This is a genomic window from Paracoccus seriniphilus (genome assembly GCF_028553745.1).
GTDB lineage: Bacteria > Pseudomonadota > Alphaproteobacteria > Rhodobacterales > Rhodobacteraceae > Paracoccus > Paracoccus seriniphilus.
Window position 1 is genome coordinate 102,729 of record NZ_CP067129.1, and the last position, 17,817, is coordinate 120,545.

General features: G+C 56.4%; 13 protein-coding genes and 1 pseudogene. 9 read left to right on the forward strand and 5 right to left on the reverse strand.

The window, feature by feature from the left end; translation table 11 throughout:
* Positions 1 to 172: 172 nt before the first annotated feature.
* From JHW44_RS00500 to JHW44_RS20430, 5 genes are all read right to left on the reverse strand, one after another.
* Entirely contained in the window at positions 173 to 2,263 is a 2,091-nt protein-coding gene (locus JHW44_RS00500; RefSeq protein WP_272850282.1) for a TniQ family protein, read from the reverse strand.
* Positions 2,260 to 3,213, reverse strand: coding sequence for an ATP-binding protein (locus tag JHW44_RS00505; RefSeq protein ID WP_272850283.1), 954 nt, complete (start codon positions 3,211 to 3,213; stop codon positions 2,260 to 2,262). Before JHW44_RS00505 ends, JHW44_RS00500 begins: the two co-directional genes overlap by 4 nt.
* Complete coding sequence (locus JHW44_RS00510) at positions 3,206 to 5,341, reverse strand: Mu transposase C-terminal domain-containing protein (RefSeq protein ID WP_089346115.1); 2,136 nt, start codon at positions 5,339 to 5,341, stop codon at positions 3,206 to 3,208. The genes JHW44_RS00505 and JHW44_RS00510 overlap by 8 nt, the downstream gene beginning before the upstream one ends.
* The gene (locus JHW44_RS00515; protein WP_143811513.1) at positions 5,338 to 6,027 is read right to left on the reverse strand and encodes a PDDEXK family nuclease; all 690 of its coding nucleotides are present in this window, start codon (positions 6,025 to 6,027) and stop codon (positions 5,338 to 5,340) included. The genes JHW44_RS00510 and JHW44_RS00515 overlap by 4 nt, the downstream gene beginning before the upstream one ends.
* A gap of 200 nt (positions 6,028 to 6,227) precedes the next feature.
* Positions 6,228 to 6,479 carry a helix-turn-helix domain-containing protein gene (locus JHW44_RS20430; protein ID WP_419182505.1) on the reverse strand — a complete coding sequence of 84 codons (252 nt, stop codon included), beginning with the start codon at positions 6,477 to 6,479 and terminating at the stop codon, positions 6,228 to 6,230.
* 105 nt (positions 6,480 to 6,584) lie between these two features.
* On the opposite strand from JHW44_RS20430, the gene JHW44_RS00520 reads away from it, so the two are divergent.
* The 9 genes and pseudogenes from JHW44_RS00520 to JHW44_RS00555 all read left to right on the forward strand — a co-directional run bounded on the left by JHW44_RS00520 (position 6,585) and on the right by JHW44_RS00555 (position 17,760).
* Positions 6,585 to 7,112 carry a hypothetical protein gene (locus JHW44_RS00520; RefSeq protein ID WP_143811514.1) on the forward strand — a complete coding sequence of 176 codons (528 nt, stop codon included), beginning with the start codon at positions 6,585 to 6,587 and terminating at the stop codon, positions 7,110 to 7,112.
* Positions 7,113 to 7,360: 248 nt separating this feature from the next.
* Entirely contained in the window at positions 7,361 to 7,609 is a 249-nt protein-coding gene (locus JHW44_RS20435) for a transposase (protein WP_089346118.1), read from the forward strand.
* Between the two features lie 74 nt (positions 7,610 to 7,683).
* On the forward strand, positions 7,684 to 10,434 hold the full coding sequence (locus JHW44_RS00525; RefSeq protein ID WP_089346119.1) for a type I restriction endonuclease subunit R: 2,751 nt from the start codon (positions 7,684 to 7,686) through the stop codon (positions 10,432 to 10,434).
* The gene (locus JHW44_RS00530; protein ID WP_089346120.1) at positions 10,431 to 11,951 is read left to right on the forward strand and encodes a restriction endonuclease subunit S; all 1,521 of its coding nucleotides are present in this window, start codon (positions 10,431 to 10,433) and stop codon (positions 11,949 to 11,951) included. Before JHW44_RS00525 ends, JHW44_RS00530 begins: the two co-directional genes overlap by 4 nt.
* Entirely contained in the window at positions 11,948 to 12,400 is a 453-nt protein-coding gene (locus JHW44_RS00535; RefSeq protein WP_089346121.1) for a PDDEXK family nuclease, read from the forward strand. Before JHW44_RS00530 ends, JHW44_RS00535 begins: the two co-directional genes overlap by 4 nt.
* Position 12,401: 1 nt before the next feature.
* On the forward strand, positions 12,402 to 14,252 hold the full coding sequence (locus JHW44_RS00540) for a GmrSD restriction endonuclease domain-containing protein (RefSeq protein ID WP_089346122.1): 1,851 nt from the start codon (positions 12,402 to 12,404) through the stop codon (positions 14,250 to 14,252).
* Positions 14,249 to 15,721 (forward strand): class I SAM-dependent DNA methyltransferase, encoded by a 1,473-nt coding sequence (locus JHW44_RS00545; protein WP_089346123.1) that lies wholly within the window; start codon positions 14,249 to 14,251, stop codon positions 15,719 to 15,721. Before JHW44_RS00540 ends, JHW44_RS00545 begins: the two co-directional genes overlap by 4 nt.
* A gap of 545 nt (positions 15,722 to 16,266) precedes the next feature.
* Positions 16,267 to 16,710: an endonuclease/exonuclease/phosphatase family protein gene (locus tag JHW44_RS00550; protein WP_143811515.1), complete on the forward strand. Its 444-nt coding sequence runs from the start codon at positions 16,267 to 16,269 to the stop codon at positions 16,708 to 16,710.
* 118 nt (positions 16,711 to 16,828) lie between these two features.
* Positions 16,829 to 17,760 (forward strand): annotated as a pseudogene (locus tag JHW44_RS00555) (IS5 family transposase).
* Positions 17,761 to 17,817: the final 57 nt, after the last annotated feature.

Here is a 17,817-nt window from a genome sequence, read left to right on the forward strand (position 1 = left end):
AGCATACGCACGGAATTGAGAATTCCGGTCCCGCCCTTGGCGTCAAGAGCGGTCTGTCAGCTTCTCAAGCCGAAACCGGCCGTTCGCGCATTCAGCAGCGAAAGTCAGCTTCCCGCCCTTTCCACAGGACAAGGGCAGTAATTTGGACCATCCGATCAACGACGTGAAACGGTCACGACAAGTTGGCCCTGTTTTTCCGCTTGTCTTTGGTTGCCAAGTCGTGCCGAACTAGAACTGATCGGACGCCTTGGCCTGAAATATCGACACCTTCGCGTTGAAGCTCTCGAGACAGGCCCACCTGCCCCAATGCAGGTCGCAGAAGGGACATATCCAGAATGGCTGTTTCGGCTGTCTTTTGATCCTCTGGCGACAGCCGGGACCATAGCTTTCCGGTTCTGGGCCCTGGCTTCGCGGGAAGGAGGTAGAGGTGCGGGTTTTGCACATCGGTCCGCCAGTAGAATTTGCTGAGACCCTTCTCGTCAACGACGGGGGTGACTCCCCGGCTTTTCAAACGATTGTAGATCACGCCGGGCACGAGTTCCGTCTTACGCGATACGTGAGCAAGCGTGACGTAACTCCCCTGGAAATCCGCCATTGATTTCCAGGTCACCATTTCAATGACGAACCGGCTGTCGCTGTTGTAGCAACGAACCGACGAAAGATATCCCTGCTCCAGAAGCCAGTTCAGCGTGGCGTTCGAGATCCCGAGATGGCGGAAGGCAGGAATCCGGGGCAAGCCGGGGTTCTCGGCTTTCGGCAGAGCAGCGCGAAGCTCGGAAACAGAGATCACCAGATGATCCAGTCGGGATTTACCGTTCAGCAATCCTTTCGGCTTGATCTTCTCCTTCACAATGATTTCAAAGATTTCCGCAAGGTTGCAGTTTGCTCGAACCGGCACCTTGGAGATCCGCTCCCAGTCAGAATTCTTCAGGGAAGAGCCGAGCGTTGGAAGGTCGCCGCAAAGTGCTTCCTTGAAGGCATCGACATCTTCGACCCAGAAGTCGAAGGTCTTCTTTTGCTTGTGGCTTTGGTCTGTTCGCGGGCGCAGAAGCCCCGCAGCAACGAGTGTCCGAAACGATTCGACCGTGATACCCAACCGTTTGGCCGTTTCGTTCTCAAACAGCAGACGGTCTTTCTGGTATCGCAACCGCTCGACACTTTCGACGGTCAGCGGACCTGTCAAAATCACCTGACCAGCCGCGCCCTGCGTTGCCAACCCATCCGCGACGAGCATATCCCTGAAAAACTCAAGGCGTCTTTTGACTCGGATACAGGCCGAATTCAGCGAATGTAATTTTCGCTCCGGCAGCACCTGTCCCAGAACAACAGATCCACCTTTGAATGGAAAATTACTGACGAAATACTCCCTGACCACCTGCCTGATCGGCAGGGTATTTGTGCTCAGGCTTTTCTTGGAACTTGCAAGAAACCTCTGAAACTCTCCGAACTGTGGATGTGGCTGGTTTCCAACCATCTCGGGGTCGCTTCGACGCAGTTTCTCCAATGTGCTGATCAGGCGGTCAGGGCCTTTGGCAAAAACGTCGAAACCAATTTCAGCGGCCTGTCTTTGCTGCTTATCTGTCAGAGCAAGGAAGCGGCTTCGCTTGCCATGCTGAATGAGGCTTCCAAGGAGTTCCGCGGCTTTGCACAATGTTGGAATTTCAATCTGGTCGACCCAGTCACCCCCCAAGGGACGATAGAGCCGACCCGAAAGGTAGGATTCCAGGCTGGTCGCAGGACAGGCCTCCTCGCGGCTCGCCTGACGGATTATCTCATCCCAATGTGCGCTGATTCTTGCGGTGACATCGCGATAGCTCCCCGGATCATTCCTCTGCGGCACGGCAATGAGTCTGACCGCATGCCGGTCACAGGCCGCAACATGCTTAAGCTGCCAATGTAGCCGGTGTATCGGGCGCCATTTCGGATCCTGACCCGCATGGTTTTCCTTGAGGCAACAAGGGCAGACATACAGATCTCTGCGCGTCAGGGTTTCCCGGTGCAGCACTTGCTTGCCCGCAAAGCATTTTGTCGCGCTTGCGACCTTGATCGTGGTAAACAGGAAGGCATCCGGTTCCAGACCTGCCATGTATCGCAACTGGTTCAGCGATATCTCATCCCCGCGCGCCATTGCTGACAGATCAATACCAACATCCTCAGCAAACCGGGAAACAGACCCTGCCAGATTTCGACGGGCCAAACGCGACAGATAGGCGACCGGATATTCATATGCCGAGAGTGGCAGGGTCAACGCAAGGCGGATCATTCCTCACCTTCCCGGCCAAGCAGCTTGCGGACATCAATACGCTCGTACTCATCGGCAATGAAGGGATTGAGCCCGGCGATGCATCCCGAGCGTCGAGAAAAGGCCGCAGCGAAATGTTCGACCGAAAGGGATGAAGCACCCGAGTGCAACGCTTCCTCGAGGCCGTCGATCGTCATCTCGATCAGCAGTCCAAATTCTCTGTCTGCGGCGTGGATCAATCGCGCCGCGACGTCCGCTGCCGTCGCTTCCGGCTCCCAGGGAATTCCCACTTCTGCCGAATAGAAGCCGACAACAGCCCGAACCTCGCCGATATCACCCAAGGGGCTGAGGCGCGGAAGCTCCAGCGGGAAGACCCGTCTTGCCAACTGCGGGTCGTAGTTGAGAAGATCCTTCAATCCTGGCATGCCGGATAGAATGAGCCCGACGGGCCAGCTCCGAGACTGCATCAATGATTTCAACGTATTGATCACCGACTGCATTTCTTTCGGCGTCTGGTGCCTGGCAATGTCCTGCGCTTCGTCGAGATGCAGGAACAGGACTTTCCGCTCCTTGAGAAACCCCCTCACGAGTTCCCAGATCGCATCGGTGGTTCGTTCTCGTCGCAGAGGACGCCCAAGCGCTTCCAGGATAGACCGCCCGACGGACTTCAGGGTTGCGGGTGAAGGAACCATCAGGCTGACAACGTCGCAATGATCCTGCCCCTCTTGGGGCAGGATCAAACCGGATGTCTTGGTCAAAAGGCGATCAATGGCGGTGGATTTTCCGCTGCCTGAAGCTCCAATCAAGGCGATCGCACGCGCTTCGCGCACCTCCCCCTTGTCGACCTCGACGCGTCGATTGCTGAGAAGGCGCTCAAACTGCCCTTCGAGCTGTTCATAAACGGGGTGATGCGCGAAATGCGCTCTGAGCGCCAGCATACGCTGCGCAATTTCCGGGCCGGGGTCAGTCACGTGAGATCCTCCAGCGAGGCGGAGTGTCGGCATCGGGAGGGGTGTCGGCGTCATCCCCATGGTCAGTCGGAGAGATCGGCTCTGGCGGATGAATTACATCATCCAGAAGATCACCAGTGCCCACGGGTGCAGTGCCACTTGCACATGTTCCTTCCGGGCCAATTCTGAGGCCCATGAACAAATGACGCTCGGCACGTTCCAGATCAGCCGTGGTCCACTGGCTTGGCATAATTTGTCTGAGCGCCCGTGCGCGCGCATCAATAGTCTTGATCTTTTTACGGGCGCTCCAAATGGTCTGCACCGAGAATCTGGCATCATCCTTGAAACCTGTCCGAAGGTTTCGAACGATCGACTGCCACTCATCAAGAGACAGCCCTTCCACCCCTTGGTTCACAGCCTCAGCGGGATGCCATTCTTTGCCGATCAGAACCGAAACATATGTCAGAGAGTGTGGATCAACACGGATCTTCACCTCCCTCTGCCTGCCATGGAGGAGCATTTCCTGGAGCTTGGCGTTGGTGTAGTTGATGCCAAAAACACAAACACCATGTCGGCCGAGCTTTCGCTCGAGCTCAAGTCCAAACAACACGCGCCGACCGTTGGAATCCGGTGGTGGGGTGACGCCTTGCTCGGCAGCAAGCCGTTTCCATGCATTTGCCGGGGTTTCTCCTCCCAATCCCGCATGCTGAGAGTTATGGTAGATATCGACGATGAAGAGGGTGATGACTTGCGCCAGTTCATCATCTGTCAGCGCTGCGAGTTCTTCCGACGGGTAATCGCCACGCTCTTGCGGATTGCCGAAGGTTCGTCCGGTCAGCATTGGGGCAAGTTGCTGACCCAACGTTCTAAACATACGTTCGACGCGCGCTCGCAGCTTCGCCACTCCGGCAGATGCCGCCTCATAGGTACCGCCCGCATCGGCAACAGCCGTCCGAAACATGTTCGCAACAAAGGTCGACCCCTGATCGGTGACCAGAATGCCGATACCTCCATACTGATCCCAAGACGAATCGCAATTCGCGGCTTGCGAAATAGGCGACTTGTCCTGGGTGATCAGACGCAGTGTCGCCAGCGCATTCGTCGTTTCGGGCTTTTCAGTCAGGCGAAATCCGACAACGCATCGTGTGGCGCAATCGATCGCAAGGCAAAGCCATCGACGTCCGACATCAAAGCGCGCGCGCTCTGCCGGGGAAAGACGATCAAGCGCACCACTTTCACCAAGGAGCGACATGACATCAATCTCCCAATCGTCCATCTCAATTCGCTGCATCGGGTGCTCGGCAGTGATGCCGTCTTCATAGAAGCTGAACTTGCGTTTTGCGTATTCGAGGCCATGACGCTGCACCGCGGTCTCGAAAGGATCCAGCTGTCCAATGCGCCTCTCGACGGTCCGAGTTGAAGGTATTCTAAGTGGCTGAGTGCCGTGCAGCGCCCTTTCAGCATTACGTTCTGTGAACGTCCGACGCGTGTCATCTGCTATCTTCGTCTTTGTTGGCCGCCCGCGATCCAGATAATTTGCAACGCATTCTGCAAGGAGCTCTTTCTCCTCCTGCCGGAAATGAACGTGAAAACTCGACGGTGAGCGCAGTTTACGCATCAGTGCCAATGGCGTTGCGCCGTGTTCCTCGTACTGCCGAACCCAAGAGAGTAGTGATTTCGGGCAAGGTGCCTGCCGCGATTTCAGTTCGAACCCTGCCCGCCGCCATTTCCCAGAATACTGTCGGCGGTACTCAGCATCGTTGATCTGCTCGGTCAGGGCTGGAAGGATCTGACTTACAGATCTTTCCGTCCGCTTCACTTCACCCTGCCGCTCGGCCTGCAGAAAGGTTTCTACCCAAGCCGCCCGCCACAGAACCTGATCGCTGTCCTGCGTCGATAGAGACGAAAGATATTTGGTGTCACAGCGCAAGCGACGTGCGGCCGAAGTTGCGCTGAATTCTCCGCGCCGAAGTGACACATCTGGCGCGGCGAGGAGGTCCATGAATTCGTCATGTGTATATGATCGGTTGATGCCGGGATCTTCAACGCGTTCCAAAATGATGCCTGATGAGCACTGAGACCGCACTCTGTGCTCAATGCCTGAGATGGAGACGCAATCGGTCGGAGAAAGGCGAAAACGCATAGTCATTTGCTGACCTCCGTGCGGATGACCGTCGACGGGCGGATGTCTACCTTCCTGATCGTACTTGCCAGCCCATTGTAAATCGCGCGGAACACCGCACGGAAACCGCGCCCTTCCAGCCCACTGGCCGCGACCAGGGAAGCAATAGTGGTGTCCATCTTCAAGTTTGCCAGCAGGTCCAGGATCAGCGCGTCGGCGTCAGGATCCGCATGGCGGCGGAATTCATGAAACCGTTCGGCATTTCGCGCCTCGCAGGGAGCAAAGCTCTTCTCGGTGATGAGAACGAGATCCTTCGCATAGCTGAGCGGCATATTCTTGCGAACGAGAGCAAGTTCGTCACGAAAACCGGTACTTTCGACGAGTCCGTGAGGTTTGACCGCTATCGCCAACCTGGTCCCGCATCGCTTCGTCAACAGAAAGTCGGGATAGTGAGCTTGGGGGCGGCCGCGGCGATTGCGATAGGAAATGGGGGCCGATTGCTCGTGGATATTGAAGACATCGCGGCGTCCAGCGAGCAAGTAGAATACCTTCTGCTCCAGCTTGCTCTCATACCAGAAATACCGCGGCCCGGAATCTGCCGGGAGGTGAGCTGTAATCAGCCCTCGACTGCTTCCACGTGACCTTGCCGACGGAATTCGCGAAGCGAGGCTGCGTGATGGCGGTTGGTAAACGTCGATTTCTTTGTTGATCATGATGTGTCAGCCCGACGACCGGCCGTTCATGACCGATCGCCCAAGGGCGTGCCTCCTTTGACAGAAAACAGGGATCAGACACCACTCAAAGCGGTGCTCTGCCTTGACTTTTTGAAGCTGTCGCATGAGGATCGAATAACGAGAACCAATCGTAATCCGACCTCGGGAGCGCAAGCTTTCGGGGTCGTTCTTTTAAACGGTCATGGGGATACTCCTTTCTTCTCTGTAGGATAGCGGTCAGGCCAGATCTCGCTCGGAGATAGTTTCAGATGGCCCGCAATAGCTTGTTCGATCCGTTCGGATCGCCGATGTCCTTGGCTGACCATTGTGACCAAGCTCGGCCTGCACCCCAGTTCGGCGGCGATATCGACAAAAGTGACGCGTAACGCACGAAGTCTACGCTTGACGTGATCATGCCGTTCTATGTCCAATTGCATTAGAACCCCCAACATCTGGTGTAGCGGACAGCATTTAGTAATTTGAAGGTAGCATCAGGGAATCATTCACACAACAAATTAATTAACTAATTTCATATAGTTGTCCGATTTGGATCTGCCGTGACCCAAGAGAATCTGGCGAGGAAAATGGTAGGAATTCCCCCATCTGGCGAGATCTTCACTGCGTATTGTCGCAGCAATCCGAGCATGTATCATTTCCTGCCACATCCGCTCTATCCAACCCGACCGAAAATCGCCGAGGAAATGCGGCTTCCTGATGGAAAGAAGTATCAAAGTGACAGCCGCGCCAGATGCATGTCAGATCTACTGGCGAAGGATCCCCGCAATGCCTACCATCTGGCAAAGAAGGAGGGCTTGAAGCCTGACGCTCTCATCGTTGAGCAATTTGCAGCTGGCATGACGATCCGCAAACTCGCGGCCCTCTTCCACAAACATCGCTCGTTTGTCACAGGCATCGTTGAGCCGGTCTTCGGGAAGCTGCCTCGGGGAAACCACTGCCGCAACATCTCGAACCGCCAGGTGCTCACGACCTACTCGGGACCCGGCCAGCGGAACACCCGAAAAACAGCCAGAATTCTGGGTATTTCAGCGGATACAGTTTCAAGGAGGCTCAAGCAAATCGCCTGATCAGCCACGTAAACTCAGCTTTTACTTCGACGGAAGGCGGAAAAACTCGGCGCATAGGCTTTCGAGGTTGCCACGCCCTTGCGTCGCTCGGGGCCGCACAGCGGCTATGCTGTGCAAATCCCTGCAGGAATTCATCCAATAAACTTGACGTGGTAACTGGGCAACATGAGCAGCACCGACCTACAAGATCGGGTACAGACCAGCCTACAATAAAGCGATCAAGCATCGGAGCTCATTGACGATCTGGTTTGCCTCCGAGACGGCTTGGGAGGTCGTGCCGACAGACCTACGGTGATGCCGCAAACCGCACGTGCTTTTCAATTGAGGTCTTATTCGGCATCGCGCTTCAGCAGATAGCCGGGTTTGTCGAGAACCTGGTGAAGCTGAACAGCTTGGACTGGCCGGTGTCCAACTTCAGCATGCTGACCCGCCACCAGAAGATCCTGACGGTGAACATCCCGCATCGTGGCTCCACAGCGTTGCAACACATGCGATAGTGAACCAAGCGGGACCCATATTGCGATCATATTAGACATGACGCAACATGCGGGCAAATTTGTATAGGCTTGTGATGTCGTCCTTGCGCAATCAAAATCCCGAACAACAGGCTCGTGACAGAATTGATCAACGGCTAAGAGCGTCAGGCTGGATTGTCCAAAACAAGTCTGAAATTGATTTCACTGCGGGCGAAGGCATCGCAGTCCGTGAATATCAAACAGACATCGGACCCGCCGACTACGTCCTCTTCGCCGACAGGCAGGCGGTCGGCGTGGTCGAAGCCAAGCCCGACAACTGGGGTGTGAGGCTGACCTCCGTCGAGGAACAATCCGAGGGTTACGCGAACGCCAAACTAAAGTGGGTCTCCAACGCTGAACCGCTTCCGTTTCTCTATGAGAGCACCGGTCTAGTCACCCGCTTCACAAACGGGCGTGACCCCAATCCTCGCTCGCGCGAAGTGTTCACCTTTCACCGCCCGGAAACCCTCAAGGCGTGGGCACAGGCCGCACAATCATTCCGTACCGGCATTGCCGCGCTGCCAGAGCTGAACCCGGACGGCCTCCGCGACTGCCAGATCACGGCGATCACAAACCTCGAAACCTCGCTCAAGGCCGACAAGCCACGTGCCCTAGTCCAGATGGCGACCGGGTCCGGCAAGACCTTCACGGCTATCACGCAAGTCTACCGCCTGCTCAAACATGCCGGCGCACGCCGCATCCTGTTCCTCGTCGACACCAAAAACCTTGGCGAGCAGGCCGAACAGGAATTCATGGCCTTCATCCCGAACGACGACAACCGCAAGTTCACCGAACTCTACAACGTCCAGCGCCTCACCTCGCCCTCCATCGCGAACGACAGCCAGGTCGTCATTTCGACGATCCAGCGCATGTACGCCACACTCAAGGGCGAGGAACTGAACGAAGGCGCAGAAGAAGAAAACCCGGCTGAACGGAAATGGCGCCGCAAGGAGCCGCTGCCGGTCGTCTACAACCCAAAGCTGCCGCCGGAATACTTTGACGTCGTTGTCATCGACGAATGCCACCGGTCGATTTACAATCTCTGGCGTCAAGTCATCGAATACTTCGACGCCTACCTGATCGGTTTGACCGCCACGCCCGACAACCGCACCTACGGCTTCTTTCAGAAAAATGTGGTCAGCGAATACACGCATGAGAAGGCGGTCGCCGACAAGGTCAACGTCGGCAACGAAATCTACCTGATCGAGACTCAAATCACTCAAGGTGGCGAGACGCTCAAGGCCGAGCAACTTGTCGAGAAACGAGAACGCGACACCCGCGCGCGCAGATGGGAAACACAAGACGACGAGCAGGCCTACGCCGCGACCCAACTTGACCGATCCGTGGTCAACCCGGACCAGATCCGCACCGTCATCCGCACCTTCCACGAAAAGTGGCCCGAGATCTTCCCCGGTCGCAAGGAACTGCCGAAAACCCTGATCTTCGCCAAGACCGACAGCCACGCCGACGACATCATCCAGACGGTCCGGCAGGAATTCGGCGAAGGCAACGACTTCTGTCGCAAGATCACCAACGGCGCGAAAAACCCCAAATCCTCGCTCTCCGCCTTTCGCAACGAGTATTACCCGCGCATCGCCGTGACCGTGGACATGATCGCCACCGGCACCGACGTCAAACCGCTCGAATGTCTGATCTTCATGCGCGACGTGAAGTCCAAGAACTACTTCGAACAGATGAAGGGCCGCGGCACCCGTGTTCTGAAACCCGATGACCTGAAAAAGGTCTCCCCCTCAGCCCAGGCAAAGACCCATTACGTCATCGTCGATGCCGTCGGTGTCACCAAGTCACTCAAGACCGCCAGTCAGCCGCTCGACACCAAGCCCTCGATCCCCTTCAAGGATCTCGCCATGGGGCTGATGATGGGCGACCGGTCCGAGGAAACCGTCAGCTCGCTCGCCGCACGCCTCTCGCGGCTCGACAACAAGCTGGGTGCCGAGGACCAGGAGAAGATCGCAACCGAGGCCGGAACATCCCTCACCGCCATCGTCCGCGACCTCTTCGACGCCATCGACCCTGACAAGGTCGAGGCCGACGCCAAGGCCGCGGGTCACCCCGAGCCGGACGATGCCGCCATGAACGCCGCGCGCGAGGAACGGATCAAGCAGGCCGCCAACGTCTTCACCGGCCCGCTGATCACCCTGATGGACACGATCCGCCGCGACAACGAACAGACCATCGACCATGACAACCTCGACACGCTCTTGCGCGCCGAATGGGCGGGCGACGTGGCCGAGAACGCCAGGCAGATCGCGCAGGAGTTCGAGGAATACCTGACCGAGAACCGCGATCAGATCGAGGCGCTACAGATCTACTTCAACACCCCCGCCCGTCGCTCCGAGGTCACCTTTGCCATGATCAAGGACGTGTTGAAGAAACTGACCGAGGATCGCCCCCGCCTGGCACCGCTCACCGTCTGGCGCGCCTATGCGCATCTTGATGACTACAAGGGTGGCAACCCCGCCAGCGACCTGACCGCGCTGGTGGCGCTGATCCGCAGGGTCACAGGGCTGGACGAAACGCTGACCCGCCATTCCGAGCGGGTGCGGCGCAACTTCCAGAACTGGGTGCTGAAACGTCACTCGGGCGCAGGTCAGAAATTTACCGAGGAGCAGATGGAGTGGCTGCGCATGATCCGCGACCACCTCGCCACCTCCTTCACCATCGAGCGCGACGATCTGGAGATGGCCCCCTTTGACGGCAAGGGCGGAATGGGGCAGATGTACGCGCTCTTTGGCGATGGGATGGACGAGGTCATGACCGAGATGAATGAGGCGCTTTCGGCATGACGGATTTGCCGAGCGGATGGGTCTCAACGACTTTGAAGGAAATAGCCGAGTGGTCGTCAGGCGGCACCCCAAGCCGAAAACGATCCGACTACTTCGGTGGCGGCATTCCATGGGTCAAAACCGGGGAGCTTACTGGCAAGTATATCCGCGAAACAGAAGAGTCACTCTCAGAGCTTGGCCTAAAGAACAGCAGCGCGAAAATTTTCGCCAAGGGTTCGGTCGGGATCGCGATGTACGGTGCAACCATTGGCAAAGTCTCGATCTGGGGAATTGAGGCTTCGACCAATCAGGCTTGCGCGGTAGCTCAGCCAATAGATGGCGTCGCGTCATCCGAGTTCCTTTACCATTTTCTACGCTCGGAGAAGGCCGCTTTGATTAAAGAAGGAAAAGGTGGAGCGCAGCCAAATATCTCTCTGGGTTTACTCAAGGAATGGCCTATTCCCTTGCCTCCCCTGAACGAACAACGCCGCATCGTGGAGAAGATCGAGGCGATGTTCGACGAGATCGACAAGGGGGTCGAGAGCCTGCAAACGGCGCGCACCGCCCTCGGCCTCTACCGCCAGTCCCTGCTGAAATCCGCTTTTGAGGGCCGCCTCACCGCCGATTGGCGCGCGCAGAACGCGGACAAGCTGGAAAGCCCCGAAACCCTCCTCGCCCGCATCAAAAAGGAACGCGAGACCCGCTACAAGGCCGCCCTGGACACTTGGCAAGAGGCCCTCGCCAAGTGGCGCGCTGGTGCCGAGAAGGGCAAGAAGCCCACGAAGCCGAAGCGGCAAGCCGAATTCGAATTCCAAGCGCAGGAAAATTCATCACTTTGGCCAACCGTCCGAGTTGAAGCAACTCTAAGAGCGCCATTGATCAACGGGCGCTCAGTCAAGGACAAGGCTGGTGGATTTCCGGTCTTGCGCCTTACTGCTTTAAAGAATGGCAAGATTGCTCTCTCTGAAAATAAGGAGGGCAACTGGACCGAAGATGAAGCCCGCCCGTTCCTCGTAGAACACGAGGACATCTTCCTAGCCCGTGGTAACGGTAGTAAGAAGCTGGTCGGGATTGGCGGACGTGTCATGGAAAAGCCCATGCCGGTTGCCTTCCCGGATACTATGATCCGTGTGCGGCTCGACACCTCTGCCGTGCGTCCCGACTTCTTCTTGCTTGCCTGGAACTCTTGGACGGTGCGCAGCCAAATCGAAGAGGCCGCGCGCACAACTGCTGGCATCTACAAGATCAATCAAGACCACGTTTCTGGCTTCACACTTCCCTTGCCCTGCCTCGCCGAACAAGCCGAAATCACCCGCATCCTCGACGCGCGTCTCGAAGCCGCCGATGCGCTCGAAGCCGAGATCGACGCCGCCCTCACCCGCGCCGACGCTCTGCGCCAATCCATCCTGAAAAAAGCCTTCTCCGGCCGTCTCGTCCCCCAAGACCCCGAGGACGAACCTGCCTCTGTCCTGCTGGAACGGATCAAGGCCGAGCGCGCCAAGGCCCCGAAGTCGAAGAGACGGAAGGTCCGCGCATGAACAATTTTCAGCGAGACGGCTCGATCAGCAACTCCCATGTCGGCCGCGCATTCGAACTGCGCGCCCAAAAAATTCTTGCCGCTCAAGGTCTGTCGCTGGAGTTGAATCACCGGGTCCCCTGTGGCTTGCACAGTCTCAAGAAGGATCATGCCTTTGACCTGGGGTCAGAGACACCGAAGATCATCGTTGAGTGCAAATCACAGACGTGGACAGCAAGTGGCAACGTACCAAGCGCCAAAATGAAGAACTGGGCAGAGGCCATGTTCTATTTTCACATGGCTCCTCCTGAGTACCGAAGGATATTCTTCGTTGAACAGAGCCTGAGGCCAGGGCGCGGGGAAACATTATTGGGCTATTTTCGCCGGACGCAAGCCCACATGATCCCTCACAATGTTGAATTCTGGGAACTTGCCCGGGAGAGCGACGAGCTCGTAATACACAAGGATTGAGATGAGCACCTTCGACAGCACCAAACTCCCTCTTCCCCAAGTTCTGTCCGATGTGACAAGCGGCGTGATCCAACTCCCTGATTTTCAGCGAGGCTGGGTTTGGGACGATGAACATGTCAAATCCCTTTTGGTCAGCATTGCCCGCTCCTTTCCCGTGGGCGCTGTCATGATGCTCGATACGGGCGGAGATGTGCGATTTCAGGTCCGTCCGGTCGAGAACGTCGACTTCAACGGGCCGGTGCCCGAGCCGGAAAAACTGATCCTCGACGGCCAGCAGCGCCTGACATCATTGACTCAGGTCCTCGCACTCGACAAGCCCGTCAAGACCTTCAATGAAAAGGGCAAGGCGATCAGCCGCCATTACTACATCGATATTGATATCGCCTTGGAGGATGACCGGCTGGAAGAGGCGTTCATCTCTGTGCCCGACGACCGGAAGATCAAGACGAATTTCGATCGTGATGTTGTTCTCGACCTGTCGACCCGCGAACTGGAGATCAAGAATTTCTTTTTCCCCTGTTCGCAAATCCTGAGTTCTGATGCTTGGGAAGAAGACCTGCATGAGTACGCCCCCGAAAAATTCGGCAAATTCATGGCCTTCCGGAAAAATGTGCTTACGGCATTCCGAAGCTACCAGCTTCCCGCGATCACACTTGGCAAGGCAACTTCGAAGGAGGCCGTTTGCCTTGTGTTCGAAAAGGTGAACACGGGCGGCGTGCCCCTGTCAGTATTCGAGTTGATGACCGCGACATTCGCCGCTGATGGTTTCAACCTGCGTGACGACTGGTATGGCAGCACGTTGCGGAGTGTCGAAGGGCGCTACCACCGTCTCAGCCAGGAACCTATCCTGCGGGGAACCGAACCTGCAGATTTTCTGCAGGCGATCTCGATCCTACAAAGCTGGGAGAAGCGCCAAGCTGATATCCAGGCTGACAAGAAAGGGAAGATGATCTCTGCGGTCAGCGCCAAGCGTGCCACCGTGCTTTCATTGACACTCCAAGACTACGAAAAGTGGGCCCCTCTCGTGGAGGAGGGCTTTATGCTGGCAGCGAAGTTCATGCGCAAGGAATGCTTCTTTGACGGACGCGAGTTGCCTTATCGCACGCAACTTGTGCCGCTTGCCGCCGTTCTGTCGCAGATCAAGGAGCGGTGGCTCGAACCCAAGGTGCATGATCGCCTGTCCCGCTGGTTCTGGTGCGGTGTTTTGGGTGAACTCTATGGTGGGGCGGTCGAAACGCGTATCGCAAACGATTTTGAAGATCTGATGCCTTGGCTCTTGAGTGACCCCGATAACGAAAGCAATGAACGGAACGGAAGCCTTCCACGAACAATCAGTGAAGCCGCATTCCAAGAAAGCCGCCTTGACACCCTTCGCTCGCGCAACAGCGCCGCATACAAGGGCCTGAATATTCTTGTCCTCCGCGAGGGCGCCCGCGATTTCTTCTGGAAAGCAACGATCAAGGAATTGGCTGACGAAGATACCGCGCTGGACATTCACCACATCTTTCCAAGGGCTTGGTGCGAGGACAACGGGATCAAGGCGAACATATACAATGCTATCGTCAACAAGACGCCCATTTCATACAAGGCTAACCGCATGATCGGGCGCAAAGCGCCATCCGAGTACCTCGCCGCGCTCCAAAAGCATACGCAAGTCGCGTTAGACGATGAAGCAATGAACGACATCCTGACGACACACCGTATCCCTGCCGACCTGCTTCGTGCCAACGATTTCCATGCTTTCTACGCTCACCGAAAGGCTGAACTTCTCAGGCTCGTCGAAAGTGCTATGGGGAAATCCGCGCAGCTTGATCAAACAGGCGTTTTAGCGAACTCGGGGAAGGAAGAATGACCACTGCCCCCATCGTCAACAAGGTCTGGAGTTTCTGTACAACGCTGCGTGACGACGGCGTTGGCTATGGTGATTATCTGGAGCAGCTGACCTACCTCATCTTTCTCAAGATGGCCGACGAATACGCCAAGCCGCCCTATAACCGCGATGTGGGCGTACCAGCTGAATATAATTGGGAGAGTCTTACCGCCCTACGCGGAGCAGAGCTTGAAGCGCATTATATCAAGATCTTGCGCGAACTCGGCCAACACAAAGGTATGCTTGGTCAGATTTTCACCAAGTCGCAGAACAAAATTACCGATCCGGCCAAGCTGTTTCGCCTGATCGCCATGGTGGACGGCACCAAATGGGTGACGCTGGGAGCAGACGTCAAAGGTGACATTTATGAAGGACTGCTGGAGCGAAATGCCGAGGATACGAAATCGGGCGCAGGCCAGTATTTCACTCCGCGTGCACTCATCCGCACAATGGTGGAGTGTATTCGTCCGGAACCGGGAAAGACTATAGCGGATCCAGCCTGCGGTACGGGCGGTTTCTTTCTGGCAGCACATGATTTTCTGACTGATCAGAAGAATTTTGCACTCGACCGTGAACAGAAAGCATTCTTGAAAAACGGCACCTTCCACGGCAACGAGATCGTGGCAGGCACACGGCGTCTTTGCTTGATGAACATGTTTCTGCATGGAATCGGCGAGATGGGCGGCGAACCAAGTGTTTCACCAGCAGATGCGCTGATCTCGCCCCCGTCAGACACCTACGACTATGTTCTCGCCAACCCGCCTTTCGGCAAGAAGAGCTCAATGACCTTCACGAACGCAGAAGGTGAGCAAGAGAGTGACGACCTGACCTACAACCGCCAGGATTTCTGGGCGACGACCTCGAACAAGCAGCTCAACTTCGTTCAACATATCCGAACTATGCTTAAGACCACCGGGCGGGCAGCTGTGGTTGTACCTGACAACGTGCTATTTGAAGGTGGTGCCGGCGAAACAATCCGTCGAAAGCTACTGCAAAATACTGATCTTCATACGATTCTTCGCCTACCGACTGGCATCTTCTATGCTCAAGGCGTCAAGGCGAACGTGATTTTCTTTGATAACAGACCCGCGAGCCCCGAAGCGCAGACGTCAAAAGTTTGGTTCTATGACTATCGGACGAACGTGCATCACACGCTGAAGCAAAAACCGATGACATATGCTCATCTTCAGGACTTTATCGCCTGCTACAACCCCTCAAACCGTCATGAACGCGTAGCAACCTGGTCCGAAGAAAAATCGGACGGGCGGTGGCGGGCATTTGAGCGCGAAGAACTGCTCGCCCGTGACAAAGCAAGTCTTGATGTCTTCTGGCTCAAGGATAGCTCAATGACCGACCTCGATTCACTGCCAGAACCTGATATCCTTTTGGCCGAGATCATCGACAATCTGAGTGCAGCAATAGCGAGCTTTGACGAACTGAAATCAGTTTAAGCGATCAGGCCCTATTTTAGACTGGAGACAACCTGCACGATACCATCGGTGTCGTCGGTGTCGTCATCTGGCGCAGCATGAAGATATCCCCGATGGCTTGGCCCGCCGGCGCATCCATCAACCACCGATGGATCACCTCCGCGATTACGACGAAGAATATTACCTTGGCGAAAAGGGAAAGGTTCATTGACGGGAAACTGCATAAGTAACTGATATCACGTCGTCTGGAAGGCAAAGCAGCTTGTCGTTTTACAGACTTTGTCAAACGACAGATAAGTCTTCCTTTCCCGCCAATTTCTTACCTTTGCGGCAGCAAGCCTGACGTAATTTCTGTTGGATCTTGTCGGTTGGTTTGTCTCCGGATGAGAACGCAAGAGATCGAATGACAAACGTCCTCCGCTCGATGCCTCATCGAAAGCTGAACCTGGCGTTGTCAGAGCCAACCAGATCTGCCGAAGCCACAAAACGCAGCCGAATGCACGCACAGTTCAAGCCGCGCCGGTTCGATTGGCGGAACTGGTATTTTCGGGGCATTGCGTCACGGATTGACCACAACAGTGTTGCTGAACGCGCAGCCCGTCGAGATCCTGAACGTGCATCTGAAAGCGGGGTGCAGCGAGGGCGACGACGCGGAGGCTTGCTCTACCCTATTCGAACAGATCCCATATCTGACGGCCTATGCCGCCAGCCAGAACGACAAGGGAATCCCTATCCTGATAGGCGGAGACTTCAATCGCCGGCTTTCTCAAAGGGGTGATGAAGCCATGAACACATTGGGCTTCAATGAACAGTTGGGGCTCAAGATCATGTCCCACGAAGGCGTGTCAAAATGCTCTCTGCAAGACAAGGCAGCGATAGATTACCAGATAGTATCGCAATCATTCACAGACCTGACAAAGAGCGTGGACGCATATGAATATGCGTTTACTGGACCATTCGAAAACTGGCCTTCTGATCATTGCCCAAACGTGGTGAAATATAACTTCTAATCCGATCCGAATATCTGCCCAGATAGGAAATTGATGTTGGTTTCATCTGAAAAGGGCGCTGTTGCACATCTCGGTGAGGGGGATTCACTGAGCGCGTTCTGACTGTTAGCTCGAAGGCATGCCAAAGCCTTCCCCAACCCGCTACCGCACGACGAACTGGTCCGACTACAACGCGGCGCTGCGCAAGCGCGGCTCGTTGTCGGTCTGGTTCGATCCCGAGATGGTTTGGCATGGCGGCAAGACCGGCAAGCGCGGACGGCCCGAGACCTTCTCGGACGCTGCGATCCAGACATGCCTGACCTTGAAGGTGCTCTTCGGTCTTCCGCTTCGGCAGACGGTCGGGCTGGTCGAAAGCCTGATCCAGATGGCGGGGCTCGACTGGCCAGTTCCGGATTATTCGACGCTGTGCCGGCGGCAGGCGCGGATCGCGGTGCAGGTCCCATATCGCACATCTGGCCAGCCGCTGAACCTGCTTGTCGACAGCACCGGCATCAAGTTTCGCGGCGATGGCGAGTGGCAGGCCCGCAAGCATGGCCCATCCCGCCGAAGGTAATGGAGGAAAGTCCATATCGCCATGGACGCGGGCACCGGGATGTGCGCGCGGTCGAGTTCACCTCGAGCCGCCAAGGCGACAGCCCACTACTGCCGGACCTGCTGGCGCAGATCCCCCCGGAGGAGGCGATCGGCACGGTCACCGCTGACGGTGCCTATGATACACGACGATGCCATGGCGCGATCATCGGCCGAGGTGCCGCCGCGGTCATACCAATCCGGCGCAATGGCCGTGCCTGGAAAGAAGACTGTCCCGCTGCCATCGCACGAAACGAAATCCTGCGGGCAACCCAGCGTTTGGGCCGGACGCTCTGGAAGAAGTGGACCGGCTACCACGTCCGAAGTCGGGTCGAAGCTCTGATGAACTGCCTGAAGCTCTTCGGCGAGCGGATCATGTCACGAGACCCCGACCGCCAGACCGCCGAAATCCAGATCCGCATCGCCATCATGAACCGCTACTCGGCCCTCGGGCGGGCCGAGATCGAAGCCGTCCGCTGAAAAAAGGCGGGAAAGGGCGCATTCATCCTCGAACCTGATTTGCGCAACATCGTCGTT